This window comes from Streptomyces bacillaris, assembly GCF_003268675.1.
GTDB lineage: Bacteria > Actinomycetota > Actinomycetes > Streptomycetales > Streptomycetaceae > Streptomyces > Streptomyces bacillaris.
The window spans coordinates 5379745-5394695 of the sequence record NZ_CP029378.1; the positions used below are offsets into that span (position 1 = coordinate 5379745).

General features: G+C 72.4%; 13 protein-coding genes. 10 read left to right on the forward strand and 3 right to left on the reverse strand.

The window, feature by feature from the left end:
• Positions 1-128: 128 nt before the first annotated feature.
• Positions 129-890, forward strand: coding sequence for a class I SAM-dependent methyltransferase (locus tag DJ476_RS23350; RefSeq protein WP_112491472.1), 762 nt, complete (start codon positions 129-131; stop codon positions 888-890).
• A gap of 19 nt (positions 891-909) precedes the next feature.
• Here the strand turns inward: DJ476_RS23350 and DJ476_RS23355 are convergent, their stop codons facing one another.
• Complete coding sequence (locus DJ476_RS23355) at positions 910-1101, reverse strand: helix-turn-helix transcriptional regulator (protein ID WP_010064909.1); 192 nt, start codon at positions 1099-1101, stop codon at positions 910-912.
• A 218-nt stretch (positions 1102-1319) separates the two neighbouring features.
• On the opposite strand from DJ476_RS23355, the gene DJ476_RS23360 reads away from it, so the two are divergent.
• Positions 1320-1856: a DinB family protein gene (locus DJ476_RS23360; RefSeq protein WP_181006505.1), complete on the forward strand. Its 537-nt coding sequence runs from the start codon at positions 1320-1322 to the stop codon at positions 1854-1856.
• Between the two features lie 31 nt (positions 1857-1887).
• Here the strand turns inward: DJ476_RS23360 and DJ476_RS23365 are convergent, their stop codons facing one another.
• Positions 1888-2820: a sugar phosphate isomerase/epimerase family protein gene (locus DJ476_RS23365; RefSeq protein WP_103418048.1), complete on the reverse strand. Its 933-nt coding sequence runs from the start codon at positions 2818-2820 to the stop codon at positions 1888-1890.
• Positions 2821-2986: 166 nt separating this feature from the next.
• On the opposite strand from DJ476_RS23365, the gene iolC reads away from it, so the two are divergent.
• From iolC to mmsA, 5 genes are all read left to right on the forward strand, one after another.
• Positions 2987-4144 carry a 5-dehydro-2-deoxygluconokinase gene (gene iolC, locus DJ476_RS23370; protein ID WP_112491474.1) on the forward strand — a complete coding sequence of 386 codons (1158 nt, stop codon included), beginning with the start codon at positions 2987-2989 and terminating at the stop codon, positions 4142-4144.
• Entirely contained in the window at positions 4141-5148 is a 1008-nt protein-coding gene (locus DJ476_RS23375) for a Cgl0159 family (beta/alpha)8-fold protein (RefSeq protein WP_112491475.1), read from the forward strand. Before iolC ends, DJ476_RS23375 begins: the two co-directional genes overlap by 4 nt.
• Before the next feature lie 9 nt (positions 5149-5157).
• Positions 5158-6195, forward strand: coding sequence for a 5-deoxy-glucuronate isomerase (gene iolB, locus DJ476_RS23380; protein ID WP_318294775.1), 1038 nt, complete (start codon positions 5158-5160; stop codon positions 6193-6195).
• The gene (gene iolD, locus DJ476_RS23385) at positions 6192-8294 is read left to right on the forward strand and encodes a 3D-(3,5/4)-trihydroxycyclohexane-1,2-dione acylhydrolase (decyclizing) (protein WP_112491476.1); all 2103 of its coding nucleotides are present in this window, start codon (positions 6192-6194) and stop codon (positions 8292-8294) included. The genes iolB and iolD overlap by 4 nt, the downstream gene beginning before the upstream one ends.
• 73 nt (positions 8295-8367) lie before the next feature.
• The gene (mmsA, locus tag DJ476_RS23390; protein WP_103418052.1) at positions 8368-9870 is read left to right on the forward strand and encodes a CoA-acylating methylmalonate-semialdehyde dehydrogenase; all 1503 of its coding nucleotides are present in this window, start codon (positions 8368-8370) and stop codon (positions 9868-9870) included.
• Positions 9871-9925: 55 nt separating this feature from the next.
• On the opposite strand, the gene DJ476_RS23395 is transcribed toward mmsA, so the two are convergent.
• Positions 9926-10159 (reverse strand): DUF2283 domain-containing protein, encoded by a 234-nt coding sequence (locus tag DJ476_RS23395; RefSeq protein WP_103418053.1) that lies wholly within the window; start codon positions 10157-10159, stop codon positions 9926-9928.
• Between the two features lie 185 nt (positions 10160-10344).
• Here DJ476_RS23395 and DJ476_RS23400 point away from each other — a divergent pair, with 185 nt between their 5' ends.
• From DJ476_RS23400 to DJ476_RS23410, 3 genes are all read left to right on the forward strand, one after another.
• Complete coding sequence (locus DJ476_RS23400; RefSeq protein WP_112491478.1) at positions 10345-10962, forward strand: DUF4291 domain-containing protein; 618 nt, start codon at positions 10345-10347, stop codon at positions 10960-10962.
• A 200-nt stretch (positions 10963-11162) separates the two neighbouring features.
• The gene (locus DJ476_RS23405; protein WP_167480401.1) at positions 11163-13817 is read left to right on the forward strand and encodes an alpha/beta fold hydrolase; all 2655 of its coding nucleotides are present in this window, start codon (positions 11163-11165) and stop codon (positions 13815-13817) included.
• Entirely contained in the window at positions 13814-14734 is a 921-nt protein-coding gene (locus tag DJ476_RS23410; protein WP_018487238.1) for an ABC transporter permease, read from the forward strand. The genes DJ476_RS23405 and DJ476_RS23410 overlap by 4 nt, the downstream gene beginning before the upstream one ends.
• Positions 14735-14951 lie beyond the last annotated feature (217 nt).

The window sequence follows — 14951 nt, forward strand, 5'->3', positions numbered from 1 at the left end:
GCAGGGGGCGGGGCCGGTTACCCGGCCACGTGCCTCCCAGCCACCCCCTGAGCCCTCGTCGCACCTGCTGTGACCTGGGCTTTCTTCCCTCCGATTGCTAAAATCGGTGCATGGAGAAAGGGGACCTGATGGGCCGCGACATCCGCACGCCGGACGATGTGATGACGCTTCTGGACGACCTGTTCGCACCCGAGGCGCACCGCTGGACCGCCGAGGCCGCCTCCTGGTGGGACGGCTTCTACGAGGACCGCTCGAAGCCGGTGCCCTTCTTCGTCGACAAGCCGGACGAGAACCTCGTCTCGTACGTCGACCGGGGGCTGATCGGGCCGGGTCGCGTGCTCGACCTGGGCTGCGGCCCCGGGCGCAACGCCCACCGGCTGGCCGCGCTCGGCTTCGACGTCGACGGCATCGACCTCTCCCCGGCGGCGATCGCCTGGGCCGAGGAGCGCGTCGGGGCGTCGGAGGTCGAGGCCCGGTTCCACCTCGGTGACGCCTTCGACCTGACGGCGGAGGGGGCGGAGGCGGCGGGCCCGTACGACCTGATCTACGACTCCGGGTGTTTCCATCACCTGCCGCCCCACCGGCGTATCAGCTACCTCGCCCTCCTGGACCGCTGCCTCGCCCCCGGCGGCCACTTCGCGCTCACCTGCTTCGCCGCGGGGAAGGGCGGAATGGGCTCCGAGCTGCCGGACGTGGAGTTCTACCGACAGGGGGGCCTGGGCGGCGGACTCGCCTACACCCCCGAGGAGTTGCGCCGCATCTTCTCGCCCCCGGGCCTGACGGAGATCGAGCTGCGCCGGATGCGCGACGAGACACCCGAGTCGCCGCTCTTCGGTGAGCCCTTCCTCTGGACGGCGCTGTTCCGCAAAGAGGTGAGCAAAGGGAGGTGAGGAGAGAAAGGGGTAACGGTCAACGGCCGCGGTTGCGGGGGCGGGAGGCGACCCAGGCCCGGACGGTGTCTCCGTACCAGTAGGGCTTTCCGTTCTTCACCTGGTCGGGCGGGGGGAGGAGGCCGTGTTTGCGATAGGAGCGGACGGTGTCCGGCTGGACCTGGATGTGGGCGGCAATGTCCTTGTAGGACCAGAGTGTTCTGTCCGTCATCCGTGACACCTCTCTGCGCTGCTCTGTTCGGTGATCACTCAAGCCTGTGCTCGGTTGAACGAACTCCGACGGGAGGCGGGGTGGGGCTGTTGTACGCCTGTGACGGAAAACCCGCGTAACGGAGATATGTGTCGCGAAACAGTGACTGTTGTGACAGAAGGGGCGAATGGCCGACTGGTTCACGGGCGTTGTCAGACCCGGGTGCCACGATGGTGACCATGAGTACGTCCGAACGCGCGATGCCGCCGCTGATGGCCGACGAGCGCACCACGCTGGAGAGCTGGCTCGACTTCTACCGCGCCACCCTGGCCCAGAAGTGCGCGGGGCTGCCCGAGGAGCGGCTCCGGGAGGCGTCCGCGGCGCCCTCGGGGATGACGTTGCTGGGGCTAGTTCAGCACGCCGCGGCTGTGGAGCGGAACTGGTTCCGGCGGGTCCTCGCGCAGGAGGACGTTCCGCGGCTGTTCGCCCCTGCCGACGGGGGCGGGAGCGGGGGAGGAGGCGGAGGCGAAGGGCACGACGGGGGGTTCGAGCTGGCCGAGGACGCCACGTACGACGGTGCGGTGGCGGTGTGGGAGGACGAGATCCGGCGAGGGCGGGAGAACTGCGCGGGCCGGGGGCTCGACGAGACGAGCCCGTTCATGGGCGGGGAGGTGACGCTGCGGTGGATCTACACGCACATGATCGGTGAGTACGCGCGCCACTGCGGACACGCCGATCTGATCCGGGAGCGTATCGATGGGCGCACAGGGGTCTGAGGACGTACGAGGGCCCGGCGGGGCGGTGGCGTCAGACGGCCGTGCCGGGGCCGGGGGTTCCGCAGGAGCGGAGGAACGCGCGGGTGCGGCGTGCGATCGGGAGCGGCTTGTCCGGGTCGCACGGGTACATGTCCTGCTCCACGATCGCGAACAGGTCGACGTCCAGGGCGCGCGCCGCCGCCAGGACCGGCTCCAGAGCGGGCACGCCACCGGGCGGTTCGCACATCACGCCCCGCGCCACGGCCGGGCCGAACGGGACCTCGTCCGCCACCACCGCCGCCAGGATCTCGGGGTCGACCTGCTTGAGGTGGAGGTAGCCGAGGCGCTCCCCGTACGTCTCGATGAGCTTGACGCTGTCGCCGCCGCAGTAGGCGTAGTGCCCGGTGTCCAGGCAGAGCGAGACGAGGGAGGGATCGGTGGCGTCGAGGAAGCGGGTCACGTTCTCCTCGCTGTCGATGTGGGTGTCCGCGTGCGGGTGGACGACGATGCGGAGCCCGTAGCGCTCCCTGACCTCCCGGCCGAGCCGCTCCGTCTGGACCGTCAGATCCCGCCACTGCGCGGGGGTGAGCGTGCGGTCCTCCAGGACCTCGCCCGTCTTGTCGTCGCGCCAGAAGGAGGGGATGACGACGAGGTGTTCGGCGCCCATGGCCCGGGTCAGTTCGGCGATGTCCGCGACATGCGCCCAGGTCCGGTCCCAGACGTCGGGCCCGTGGTGCAATCCGGTGAAGACGGTCCCTGCGGAGACGGTCAGCCCGCGGCTGCGGGTCTCGTCCGCCAGCCGGGCCGGGTCGGTGGGCAGATAGCCGTACGGCCCCAGCTCGATCCACTCGTACCCGGCCTCCGCCACCTCGTCGAGGAAGCGCTGCCAGGGCACCTGCCGCGGGTCGTCGGGAAACCACACACCCCACGAGTCGGGTGCCGAGCCGATACGGATGCGGGCCGAAGAGGGTGCGGAGGGGGTCATATCGGCCAGCGTCGCGGGCCGTACGGATGAGTGTCAAGAGTTCGTCCGAATGTCCGGACAAAATGTTGACAGGGTTCCCGGGCGGGGACTAGACCTGGGACCAGCCGGCCGGCGGGGGCGCACGGAGGCGGACCGAGGGGCGGAACGGAGGCCGAAGGGATGCACGATGCCTGAGCCGTACGACGTGGTCACCATGGGGCGGATCGGGGTCGACCTCTACCCCCTGGACATCGGGGTGCCGCTCGCCCGGGTCGAGACGTTCGGCAAGTTCCTCGGCGGCTCCCCGACGAACGTCGCGGTGGCGGCGGCCCGGCTGGGGCGGCGGACGGCGGTGATCACCCGGACGGGCCGGGACGCCTTCGGGGACTACCTCCACCAGGAGCTGCGGGGCTTCGGGGTGGACGACCGGTGGGTGACGCCGGTCGAGGAGTACCCGACGCCGGTCACCTTCTGCGAGGTCTTCCCGCCGGACGACTTCCCCCTCTACTTCTACCGGCAGCCCAAGGCGCCCGACCTGGAGATCCACCCGTCGGAACTCGACCTGGACGCGGTGCGCGCGGCCCGGATCTTCTGGATGACCGGTACGGGACTGAGCGCCGAGCCCAGCAGGGCCGCGACGCTGGCAGCGCTCCGGGCCCGCAGCGAGGACCGGGCCGGGGAGCCCCGTACGGACACGGTCGCTGACACCAGCGTCTCCGCCACCGTGTTCGACCTGGACTGGCGGCCCATGTTCTGGGACGGCGGGGACCACGGCTCGGTGGCGCGCGCCCGCTACCGGGAAGCCATCGCCCACGCCACCGTCGCCGTCGGCAACATCGACGAGTGCGAGATCGCGACCGGCGAGCGCGAACCGCACGCCGCCGCACGCGCCCTGCTCGCGGCCGGGGTGGAGCTGGCCGTCGTCAAGCAGGGGCCGAAGGGCGTCCTCGCCGCCCACCGCGACGGCTCCACCGCCGAGGTCCCGCCGCTGCCGGTGGAGGTCGTCAACGGGCTCGGCGCCGGGGACGCGTTCGGCGGCGCGCTCTGCCACGGGCTGCTGGCCGGGTGGGACCTCGACCGGATCATGCGGTACGCCAACGCCGCCGGGGCCATCGTCGCCTCCCGCCTCGCCTGCTCCTCCGCGATGCCCTTCCCGGACGAGGTGGAACGGGCGCTCGAGGAGGGGGCCGTACCGGCGGACCGCCCGGCCGGGTCGTCCGCGACAGGGCCATCCGCGATTGGGCCGTCCACGACCGGGTCCTCCGAGACCGGGTCCTCCGAGACTGGGCCCTTCGGGGCGGGCGCGGACGGCTCGGTCTCCAGGCCCTCCGGGGCGGCCTCATGAGCCCCGCCACGCCCGTCGTGCCCTCCGTCCACGATCTCGTCCGGCTCCGCGCCGAGCACCCCGAGGCGGTGGCCGAAGCCGCCGCGCGACGGAAGCGGCGATCTCTGCTCCGTACGGCCGACGCCTCTGCCCCCGACCACAACACCGGCACCGGCACCGGCAGCGGGACCGCTCCCGGCCGCAGAACCACCGGCAGCGCAACCGACCACCCCGGCCGGCTGATGATCATCGCTGCCGACCACCCCGCGCGCGGCGCCCTCGCCGTCGGGGACCGGGCGCTCGCCATGGCCAACCGGTTCGAGCTGCTCCAGCGGCTCTGCCTCGCCCTCTCCCGCCCCGGGGTCGACGGGGTCCTCGCCTCCGCCGACGTCCTGGAGGACCTGCTCCTCCTCGGCGCGCTGGAGGACAAGGTCGTCATGGGCTCCATGAACCGGGGCGGGCTCGCGGGCGCAGCCTTCGAGCTGGACGACCGGTTCACCGGGCACCGCCCCGAGGACCTGGTCCGCCACGGGTTCGACGCGGGGAAGCTGCTGCTCCGGATCGACCACGAGGACCCCGGCTCGCTCGACACCCTGCACGCCGCCGCCCGCACCATCGACGCGATGGCCGCGCTGCGGCTGCCCGTCTTCGTCGAGCCGTTCCTCTGCCGACGCGTCGACGGCCGCCTCCGCAACGAGCTGGACGCCGCCGCCGTCGCCACCTCCATCGCCATCGCGTCGGGCCTGGGCGGAACCTCCGCGTACACCTGGCTCAAGGTCCCTGTCACGGAGGAACCGGACGACATGGCCCGGGTCATGGAGACCTCCACGCTCCCCGCCGTGCTGCTCGGCGGTGAGGTGGGCGACGACCTGGACGGGGCGTACAAGAAGTGGCGCGAGGCGCTGAGGCTGCCGACCGTGCGGGGGCTGGTCGTGGGGCGCTCGCTGCTCTACCCGGTCGACGGGGACGTGGCCGGGGCCGTCGACACCGCCGTGTCGCTGCTGCAGCCGGGCCGGGACGGGTAGGGAGTGGGCATGGGCACGCATCACCACGAGGACCACCAGCACCAGGACCAGCACGAGCAGCAGGAACAACACGAGCACCAGGACCAGCAGGAGCACGAGAACCACGACCAGGACCCGTACCCGGAGCGCCGTGCCGGGCGGCATCATCTGCCCTCCGGCAGTGCCGCGCGCGGGCCCTATGTCCTGGACATCGACCCGAAAATGGCCGGATGGGATCGGTCCAGTCTCCGCATTCTGGAGCTTGAGCCGGGCGGAGTTCATACGCTCGTCACCGGGGATTGCGAGTGGATCGTCCTGCCGTTGACCGGTGGCTGTACGGTGCATACGGCAGGTGGCACCTTTGAACTGCTGGGCCGGGAAAGCGTGTTCAGCGGGGTGAGTGATTTCGCCTACGTGCCGCGCGACGACCGAGCGCAGATCTCCTCCGGCGCAGGAGGCCGCTTCGCCCTGGCAGGAGCGAAGTGCGAGCGACGACTCCCCGCTCGCTACGGCCCCGCGCCGGAGGTACCCGTCGAACTGCGCGGCAGCGGCACCTGCTCGCGCCAGGTCAACAACTTCGCGGCCGCCGACACCTTCGTGTGCGACCGCCTGATCGCCGTGGAAGTCCTCACGCCCGGCGGCAACTGGTCCTCCTACCCGCCCCACAAGCACGACGAGCACGTCCCGGGCGAGGAGTGCGAGCTGGAGGAGATCTACTACTTCGAGGTGGAGGGCGGCGGCCTCGGCTACCACCGGGTCTCCCCGTCGCACGAGGGCGGTACGGATGTCCTCGCCGAGGTGGCCGACGGCGACGCGGTCCTCATCCCCGACGGCTGGCACGGCCCGTCCATCGCCCCGCCCGGCCGCACGCTGTACTACCTGAACGTCATGGCGGGGCCGGGGGAGGAGCGGGCCTGGCTGATCCGCGACCATCCGGACCACGGATGGATCCGCGACACCTGGCGACACGAACCGGTCGACGCCAGACTGCCGCTGTACACGGCGCATCCGCAGACGGCCCGCCCGGACACGGCGCATCCGTCGCCCGGCCCGGAGGTAACAGGTTGACCCCGACAAGCCCCGAGACCCCGACGAGTGCCGAGACCCCGACGAGTCCCGCGAGCACCACGCGCACGCGCTCCACCCGCCGCCTGACCACCGCTCAGGCCCTGGTCGCCTTCCTCGCCCGGCAGTACACCGAGCGTGACGGCCGCCGCCACCGCCTGATCAGCGCCACGTGGGGCATCTTCGGCCACGGCAACGTCGGGGGCATCGGCCAGGCGCTCGTGGAGGCGGGCAACGGCCACGGCAACGGGGACGCCAACGCCTACGGCAACACCAACGCCCACAGCGACGGGAACGCCCACAGCCACAGCGACTGGAACGCCAACGGCAACAGCGACGGGAACAGGAACGGCACCGGCGGCCGGACCGCGCCCCGGATGCCGTACCTCCAGGGCCGTAACGAACAGGCCATGGTGCACGCGGCCGTGGGTTACGCCCGGCAGTCCGGCCGGCTCTCCGCCCACGCGGTGACCACCTCCATCGGCCCGGGCGCCACCAACCTCGTCACCGGCGCCGCCCTCGCCACGATCAACCACCTCCCCGTCCTGCTCCTCCCCGGCGACACCTTCGCGACCCGGCCCGCCGACCCCGTACTGCAACAGCTCGAAGTGCCGTACGCGGGTGATGTGTCGGTCAACGACTGCCTGCGCCCCGTCTCGCGCTACTTCGACCGGGTCACCCGCCCGGAGGCGCTGATTCCGGCGGCCCTCCAGGCGATGCGGGTCCTGGCCGACCCCGCCGAGACCGGCGCGGTGACGCTGGCGCTGCCGCAGGACGTGCAGGCGGAGGCGTACGACTGGCCGGAGGAGTTCTTCGCGGAGCGGGTCTGGCCGGTCCGCAGGCCGGCGCCCGACGCGACCGAACTGGAAGCGGCGGTACGGGCGGTGCGCTCCGCCCGCCGCCCCCTGATCGTCGCGGGCGGCGGGGTCCGCCACAGCGGGGCCGAGGAGACCCTCGCCGCGTTCACCGCCGCCACCCGCATCCCGGTCGCCTCCACCCAGGCGGGCAAGGGGTCCCTGCGCCACGACCACCCGGCGGACGTCGGCGGCATCGGCCACACCGGCACCGCCACCGCCGGTGAACTGGCCCGGACCGCCGACCTGGTGATCGGCGTCGGCACCCGCTACACGGACTTCACCACCGCCTCCGGCACCCTCTTCGAGAACCCGGCCGTCCGCTTCCTCAACCTCAACATCACCGGCTTCGACGCCCACAAGCTCGCCGCCCTCCCCCTCGTCGCCGACGCCCGCACCGGCCTGGAGGCGCTCACCAGCGCACTCGCCGGACGGGGTTACCGGGTCGACCCGGCGTACGAGACGGAGTACACCGGCGCGAAGGAGGCGTGGGAGGAGCGGGTCGAGGCGTCCTTCGCCACCCCCGACCCCACCGCGCGCCCCACCCAGACCCAGGTCCTCGGCCTGCTCGACACCCTGGTCACCGAGGAGGACATCCTCATCAACGCCGCGGGCTCGCTCCCCGGCGACCTCCACAAGCTCTGGCGCGCCCGCTCCCGCGACCAGTACCACGTGGAGTACGGCTACTCCTGCATGGGCTACGAGATCCCGGCCGCGATCGGCGTCCTGCTCGCCACGGAAGCCCGTACGCGGCCCCGCCCCGTCTGGGCGCTCGTCGGTGACGGCACGTACCTGATGAACCCCACCGAGATCGTCACCGCCGTCCAGGAGAACCTGCCGCTGAAACTGGTGATCCTCCAGAACCACGGCTACGCCTCCATCGGCGGACTCTCCGAGGCGGTCGGCGGCGAGCGCTTCGGCACGGCCTACCGCCACCGCGCCCCCGACGGCGGCTTCACCGGCCCGCCGCTCCCCGTCGACCTGGCCGCCAACGCGGCCTCCCTCGGCCTGCACGTGCTGCGCGCCACCACCGTCGACGACCTGCGCAAAGCCCTCGCGGAGGCGCGCGACGCCGAGGGCCCCACTTGTGTCTACGTCGAGACCGAAACGCCCGACACTGTGTCGGGCCCCCCTCCGGCACAGGCGTGGTGGGATGTTCCGGTGGCCGAGACCGCGAGCCGACCGGCGGCGGTGAAGGCCCGGGAGGAGTACGACCGGCAGGTCGCCGCCCGACGCCGCCACCTGTGAAACCAGCCCCGCGCCCGCATCGAGCGCTGAGGCCCGAAGCCCGGCCGAAGCCTGAAGTCCGAAGGAGTACGTCATGACGAAGACCGTCAACCACTGGATCGGCGGCAAGACAGTGGAGGGCACGTCGGGCGCGTACGGTCCGGTCACCGACCCGGCCACCGGCGAGGTCACCACGCAGGTGGCGCTGGCCTCGGTCGAGGAGGCCGACGCGGCCGTGGCGGCGGCGAAGGCCGCGTACGCCACCTGGGGCACCTCCTCGCTCGCCCAGCGCACCGCCGTCCTCTTCCGCTACCGCGCGCTCCTGGACGCCCGCCGCGACGACATCGCCGCGCTGATCACCGCCGAGCACGGCAAGGTGCACTCGGACGCGCTGGGCGAGGTCGCCCGGGGGCTGGAGATCGTCGAGCTGGCGTGCGGGATCACCACGCAGCTCAAGGGCGAGCTGTCCACGCAGGTCTCCAACCGGGTCGACGTCTCCTCGATCCGCCAGTCGCTGGGCGTGGTCGCGGGCATCACCCCGTTCAACTTCCCGGCCATGGTGCCGATGTGGATGTTCCCGCTGGCGATCGCGTGCGGCAACACGTTCGTGCTGAAGCCGAGCGAGAAGGACCCGTCGGCCGCCAACCTGCTGGCCGAGCTGGCGGCGGAGGCGGGGCTTCCGGACGGTGTGCTCAACGTCGTCCACGGGGACAAGGTCGCGGTGGACGCGCTCCTGAACCACCCCGACGTGGCCGCCGTCTCCTTCGTCGGCTCCACCCCCATCGCCCGCTACATCCACGCCACCGCCTCCGCCAACGGCAAGCGCGTCCAGGCCCTCGGCGGCGCCAAGAACCACATGCTGGTCCTCCCGGACGCCGACCTGGACGCGGCGGCGGACGCGGCGGTCTCGGCGGCGTACGGCTCCGCCGGTGAGCGCTGCATGGCGATCTCGGCGGTCGTGGCGGTCGGCGCGATCGGGGACGAACTGGTCGCCAAGATCCGCGAGCGGGCCGAGAAGATCAAGATCGGCCCCGGCAACGACCCCACCTCCGAGATGGGCCCCCTGATCACCGCCGCCCACCGCGACAAGGTCGCCTCGTACGTCACGGGCGCCGCCGCCCAGGGCGCGGAGGTCGTCCTCGACGGCACGGGCCACACGGTGGAGGGCTTCGAGAACGGCCACTGGATCGGCCTCTCCCTCCTGGACAAGGTCTCCACCGACTCCGACGCGTACAAGGACGAGATCTTCGGCCCGGTCCTGTGCGTGCTCCGCGTGGACACGTACGAGGAGGGCGTCGCCCTCATGAACGCCTCGCCGTTCGGCAACGGCACCGCGATCTTCACCCGCGACGGCGGAGCGGCCCGCCGCTTCCAGCTGGAGATCCAGGCGGGCATGGTCGGCGTCAACGTGCCGATCCCGGTCCCGGTGGGCTACCACTCCTTCGGCGGCTGGAAGGACTCGCTCTTCGGCGACCACCACATCTACGGCAACGACGGCGTGCACTTCTACACCCGCGGCAAGGTCACCACCACCCGCTGGCCCGACCCGGCGGACGCCCCGGCCGGCGTCGACCTGGGCTTCCCGCGCAACCACTGACGGTGCCTCCCGCCCGCTCCCGCACCACCGGGGGCGGGCGGAAGCGCGTCCGCCGCTACCCGGCCCGGTGGCCCGGCGCCGCCCGACGCAGGACCTCCGCCGGAAGGGCGGCACGGGCGCCGACGGCCTCGATGCCGAGCAGCCGCCCCGCCGCGTCGAAGTCGAGGTTCAACTCGGCGTTCCCGCCGGGGGTCTCGACGATGATCTGCCGTACGGAGGCGCCGTCGGCGATGTGCGCGACGAGGGAGACGTACGCGACGTCGTTCTCGTGGTCGTACTCGACATGCATGGTGGTGACGTGCTCCTCGGTGTTCGCCGGGCCGAACGGCCGACGGACACCTCACCGCCGCCACCCCGCCCCGGCCGATCATGCCGCACAGGGCTGGAGAAGAGCCGGGAATTGAACAAGGCCGGGAATGAACAAGGTGAGTAAACGAGGTGCGCCCCCGCACCCCCGTCCCGCACCCTGGCCCCATGAACACCCCGCCCGACCCGCCCCGCCACGAGATCCGCGCCCACCAGACCGCCACCACGGTCACCGTCTACCAGGCGTACCGCCCCGCCATCGGCCTCCCCGCCGCACGCGACGGACGGTTCCCCGCCGCATGGAAGCGGGACCGGATGACGTGGATCAAGCCCAGCTTTCTCTGGATGATGTACCGCTGCGGCTGGGGCACCAAGGAGGGCCAGGAGACCGTCCTCGCCGTCGAGATCGACCGGAGCGGCCTGGAATGGGCCCTCGCCAACGCCGAACTCTCCCACTACGTACGCGGCGTGCACCCCGACCAGGCCACCTGGAAGCGCAGCCTCCGCACCACCCCCGCCCGGGTCCAGTGGGACCCCGAACGCGACCTGGACCTGAACCCCCTCCCGTACCGCTCCCTGCAACTCGGCCTGAGCGGTGAGGCGTCCCGCCGGTACGCGGACGAGTGGACCCTCTCCATCCGCGACGTCACCCCGCTCGCCCGTGAGGTCCACGCGGCGGTCCGCGCGGGCGACCGCGAGCGCGCGGCCGGTCTCCTGCCGGTGGAGACCCCGCTCGACCTGCCCGCACCGCGCCCGGTCCTCCCCGCCGAAGCCCCCGTGGCCTGACGGCTCCCGGCCACGGACGCCACCACGGGACGCCCGACGCACGGCCCGATGCGCGCCCAATGTCCCCAATCGCCTTCGGCCCGCATAAAGGCCGTACCGCGTCCGGAGTACGGGGAGGGCGCACCGTACCTCTCAGGGAGGCTGTCCACCTCCGCCTGGTGGCACTTCGGGGGGTGGGATCCTCCGTCTAGGGTCGAGGGATGGAGACCCCTACTGCTCGATGGCGGCGCCTGCTGCCCCGTACGCGTGGCCGGTGGGCCGCGGCCGGTGCCGCGCTCGCCGTGCTCGTGGGCGGTGGCACCTGGACCGCCGTCGCCGATGACGGCTCGCCCGCCGTGCAGCGCGAGGACCGGACGCTGCGGCCGGGCGGGGTGGAGATCGACACCTCGTACTTCTACGGGGAAGGTTCCGGCAAGCGGCCCGCCGTGCTCATCGGGCACGGCTTCGGCGGCAGCAAGAACGACGTACGGGACCAGGCCGAGAAGCTGGCCGCCGACGGGTACGCGGTGCTGACCTGGTCGGCGCGCGGGTTCGGGAAGTCGGGCGGGGCGATCTCGCTCAACGACCCGGAGGCCGAGGTCAAGGACGTCTCCGGGCTCATCGACTGGCTGGCCAAGCGGCCCGAGGTCCAGCTCGACGCGGAGGGCGACCCCCGCGTCGGCCTCACCGGGGCCTCCTACGGCGGGGCGGTCTCCCTGCTCGCCGCCGGGCACGACGAGCGGGTCGACGCCATCGCCCCCGTGATCACGTACTGGAACCTGGCCGACGCCCTCTTCCCCGACGGGGTCTTCAAGAAGCTCTGGGCCGGGATCTTCGTCACCTCCGGCGGCGGCTGCGAGAAGTTCGAGAAGCGGCTCTGCGAGATGTACGAGCGCGTCGCGGTCAGCGGCAAGCCCGACCCGGCCGCGATCGAGCTGCTCACCGAGCGCTCGCCGTCCGCCGTCGCCGACCGCATCGAGGTCCCCTCGCTCATCCTCCAGGGCCAGTCCGACTCCCTCTTCCCGCTCGGCCAGGCCGACGCCATGCAGAAGGCGATCAGCGCCAACGGCGCCCCCGTCTCCGTCGACTGGATCTCCGGCGGCCATGACGGCGGCGACAACGAGACGCCCCGGGTCGAGGGGCGCGTCGGCGCCTGGTTCGACCGGTATCTGAAGGAGGAGACCGGCACCGACACCGGACCCGCCTTCCGCGTCACCCGTACCGGAGGTATCGACTCCACCGACGGCGCCGCCCTCCGGCGCGGCGCGAGCAGCGACACCTACCCGGGGCTGCGCAGCGGTGGCCGGGAGATCGCGCTCGGGGAGGGGACGAAGACCTTCCGCAACCCCGCCGGCTCCGCCCCGCCTGCCATCTCCGCCGTCCCCGGCCTCGGCGGCGGGATCTCGCAGCTCTCCTCGCTGGGTGTCGGGCTCTCGCTCGACTTCCCCGGCCAGTTCGGCCGCTTCGACTCGGCCCCGCTGGACACCTCCGTACGCGTCACCGGCACGCCCACGGTCCGGGTGACCGTCAAGGCGACCGAGGGCCGGGACGCGGTGCTCTTCGGCAAGGTGTACGACGTGTCGCCGGACGGCCGCCAGCAGCGGCTGCCCGCCCAGCTCGTCGCCCCCTACCGGATCACCCCCGACCAGCAGGGCAAGCCGATCGAGCTGGCGCTGCCCGCCGTGGACCACGAGTTCGACGCCGGGCACCGGATGCGGCTCGTCCTCTCCGCGACCGACCTCGGCTACGCCTCCCCGGCCGAGCCCGCCACGTACGCCGTCACCCTCGACGGCCCCCTGACCGTCCCCACCGCACCGGCCGTCAGGACCGCCGCGGCCGCCCTCCCCTGGTGGACCTGGGGCCTCCCGGCCGCCGCCCTCGTCATCGCGGCCGCGCTCCTGCTCACCGCCCGGCGGCGGACCGCGACGCCCGCCCCGGACCCCGGACTCACCGACGTACCGCTCCAGATCACCGGGCTCTCGAAGAAGTACGCGAAGTCCGTCGACCGGTACGCCGTGCGCGAGCTGTCCTTCCGCGTCGAGAAGGGCCAGGTCCTCGGACTCCTCGGGCCCAACGGAGCGGGCAAGACGACCACCCTGCGCATGCTCATGGGGCTCATCACCCCCGACGAGGGCGAGATCCGCGTCTTCGGGCAGGCGATCCGCCCCGGCGCCCCGGTCCTCTCCCGGGTGGGCGCCTTCGTCGAGGGCGCGGGCTTCCTGCCGCACCTCTCCGGGCGCGCCAACCTGGACCTGTACTGGCAGGCCACCGGCCGCCCCGCCGAGGACGCCCACATCGACGAGGCCCTGGAGATCGCGGGCCTCGGCGACGCGCTGGCCCGAGCCGTACGGACGTACTCCCAGGGCATGCGGCAGCGGCTCGCCATCGCGCAGGCCATGCTCGGCATGCCGGACCTGCTCATCCTCGACGAGCCGACCAACGGGCTGGACCCGCCGCAGATCCGCGAGATGCGTGACGTGATGATCCGTTACGCGGCCGGGGGCCGGACCGTCATCGTCTCCAGCCACCTCCTCTCGGAGGTCGAGCAGTCCTGCACCCACCTGGTCGTCATGGACCGGGGCCGGCTCGTGCAGGCCGGTCCGGTCGCGGAGATCACCGGCTCCGGCGACATGATCCTGGTGACCACGGCGGAGGAGGTGTCCGAGCCGCTCGCGGAGAAGGTCGCCGCGCTGCCCGGCGTCGGCTCCGCCGTCCGCACCGACGACGGGCGCGGCCTCCTCGTCCGCCTGGACGGGGCCACCACCTCGCGCCTCGTCGCCGACCTCGTCCGGCTCGACGTCCCGGTCACCGGCGTCGGCCCGCACCGCCGCCTGGAGGACGCCTTCCTCACCCTGATCTCCGGAGGAGCAGCATGAGCGCCCCCGTCCAGCCCCCCGAGGCCCGCGGGAAGGCCGGCGCCCCCGGGACCGAGCACCCGGAGGCCGCGGGCTACCGCGCCGGGCGCACGCTCCCCCTCCGCGTCGAGGCCATGCGGCAGTTGCGCCGCCGCCGCACCCTGCTCATGGGCGGGGTCCTCGCGGCCCTCCCGTTCATCCTGATCATCGCCTTCGCCATCGGCGGCACTCCGGACGGCGAGGACGGCGGCGGGCGGGGCGGCAACCGGATCAACCTGATGGACGTGGCGACCGAGTCCGCCGCGAACTTCGCCGCCACCTCCCTCTTCGTCTCGGCCGGCTTCCTGCTGGTGATCCCGGTGGCCCTGTTCTGCGGGGACACCGTGGCCTCCGAGGCGAGCTGGTCCTCGCTGCGCTATCTGCTCGCCGCGCCCGTGCCCCGGACCCGGTTGCTCTGGTCCAAGCTCGTCGTCGCGCTCGGCTTCAGCCTGGCCGCGATGGTGCTGCTGCCGGTGGTCGCCCTGGCGGCGGGCACGGCGGCCTACGGGTGGGGGCCGCTGAAACTGCCGACCGGGGGAGCGCTGGCGGCCGGGGACACCGTGCCCCGCCTCGCGCTCGTCGTCGCGTTCATCTTCGTCTCCCAGCTGGTCACGGCGGGGCTGGCGTTCTGGCTCTCGACGAAGACGGACGCCCCGCTCGGCGCGGTCGGCGGCGCGGTCTTCCTCACCATCGTCGGCAATGTGCTCGACGCGGTCACGGCGCTCGGCTCCTGGCGCGACTTCCTCCCCGCGCACTGGCAGTTCGCGTGGGCCGACGCGCTCCAGCCCGAACTGGAGTGGGGCGGCATGATCAAGGGAGCGTCGATCTCCCTGACGTACGCCCTGATCCTGTTCGCCCTCGCCTTCCGCGGGTTCAGTCGTAAGGACATCGTGTCCTGAACCTGATGTTCCGCAGGTTTGGCCGACCGCAGCCGGGCGGAGTCGACCGCAAAGTCGCTCCGCCCGGCCTCTGTTGCCGCATCGAGATGGTTCCGCAACGCTTTCGTCGACTCCGTTCGGCGGGCTCGTACGTCACATTCACAGGTGTCGGAGAAAGGACTCGGCACCGTGATGACGTGGGGGTTACGGATGCACCAGCGAAGCGGCAGGCGAACGA

Bases quoted from the DNA above. Each gene is read 5' to 3' on its own strand.
- DJ476_RS23350 (WP_112491472.1), top strand. From the start codon at position 129: ATGGGCCGCGACATCCGCACGCCGGACGATGTGATGACGCTTCTGGAC.
- DJ476_RS23355 (WP_010064909.1), bottom strand. From the start codon at position 1,101: ATGACGGACAGAACACTCTGGTCCTACAAGGACATTGCCGCCCACATC.
- DJ476_RS23360 (WP_181006505.1), top strand. From the start codon at position 1,320: ATGAGTACGTCCGAACGCGCGATGCCGCCGCTGATGGCCGACGAGCGC.
- DJ476_RS23365 (WP_103418048.1), bottom strand. From the start codon at position 2,820: ATGACCCCCTCCGCACCCTCTTCGGCCCGCATCCGTATCGGCTCGGCA.
- iolC (WP_112491474.1), top strand. From the start codon at position 2,987: ATGCCTGAGCCGTACGACGTGGTCACCATGGGGCGGATCGGGGTCGAC.
- DJ476_RS23375 (WP_112491475.1), top strand. From the start codon at position 4,141: ATGAGCCCCGCCACGCCCGTCGTGCCCTCCGTCCACGATCTCGTCCGG.
- iolB (WP_318294775.1), top strand. From the start codon at position 5,158: ATGGGCACGCATCACCACGAGGACCACCAGCACCAGGACCAGCACGAG.
- mmsA (WP_103418052.1), top strand. From the start codon at position 8,368: ATGACGAAGACCGTCAACCACTGGATCGGCGGCAAGACAGTGGAGGGC.
- DJ476_RS23395 (WP_103418053.1), bottom strand. From the start codon at position 10,159: ATGCATGTCGAGTACGACCACGAGAACGACGTCGCGTACGTCTCCCTC.
- DJ476_RS23400 (WP_112491478.1), top strand. From the start codon at position 10,345: ATGAACACCCCGCCCGACCCGCCCCGCCACGAGATCCGCGCCCACCAG.
- DJ476_RS23405 (WP_167480401.1), top strand. From the start codon at position 11,163: ATGGAGACCCCTACTGCTCGATGGCGGCGCCTGCTGCCCCGTACGCGT.
- DJ476_RS23410 (WP_018487238.1), top strand. From the start codon at position 13,814: ATGAGCGCCCCCGTCCAGCCCCCCGAGGCCCGCGGGAAGGCCGGCGCC.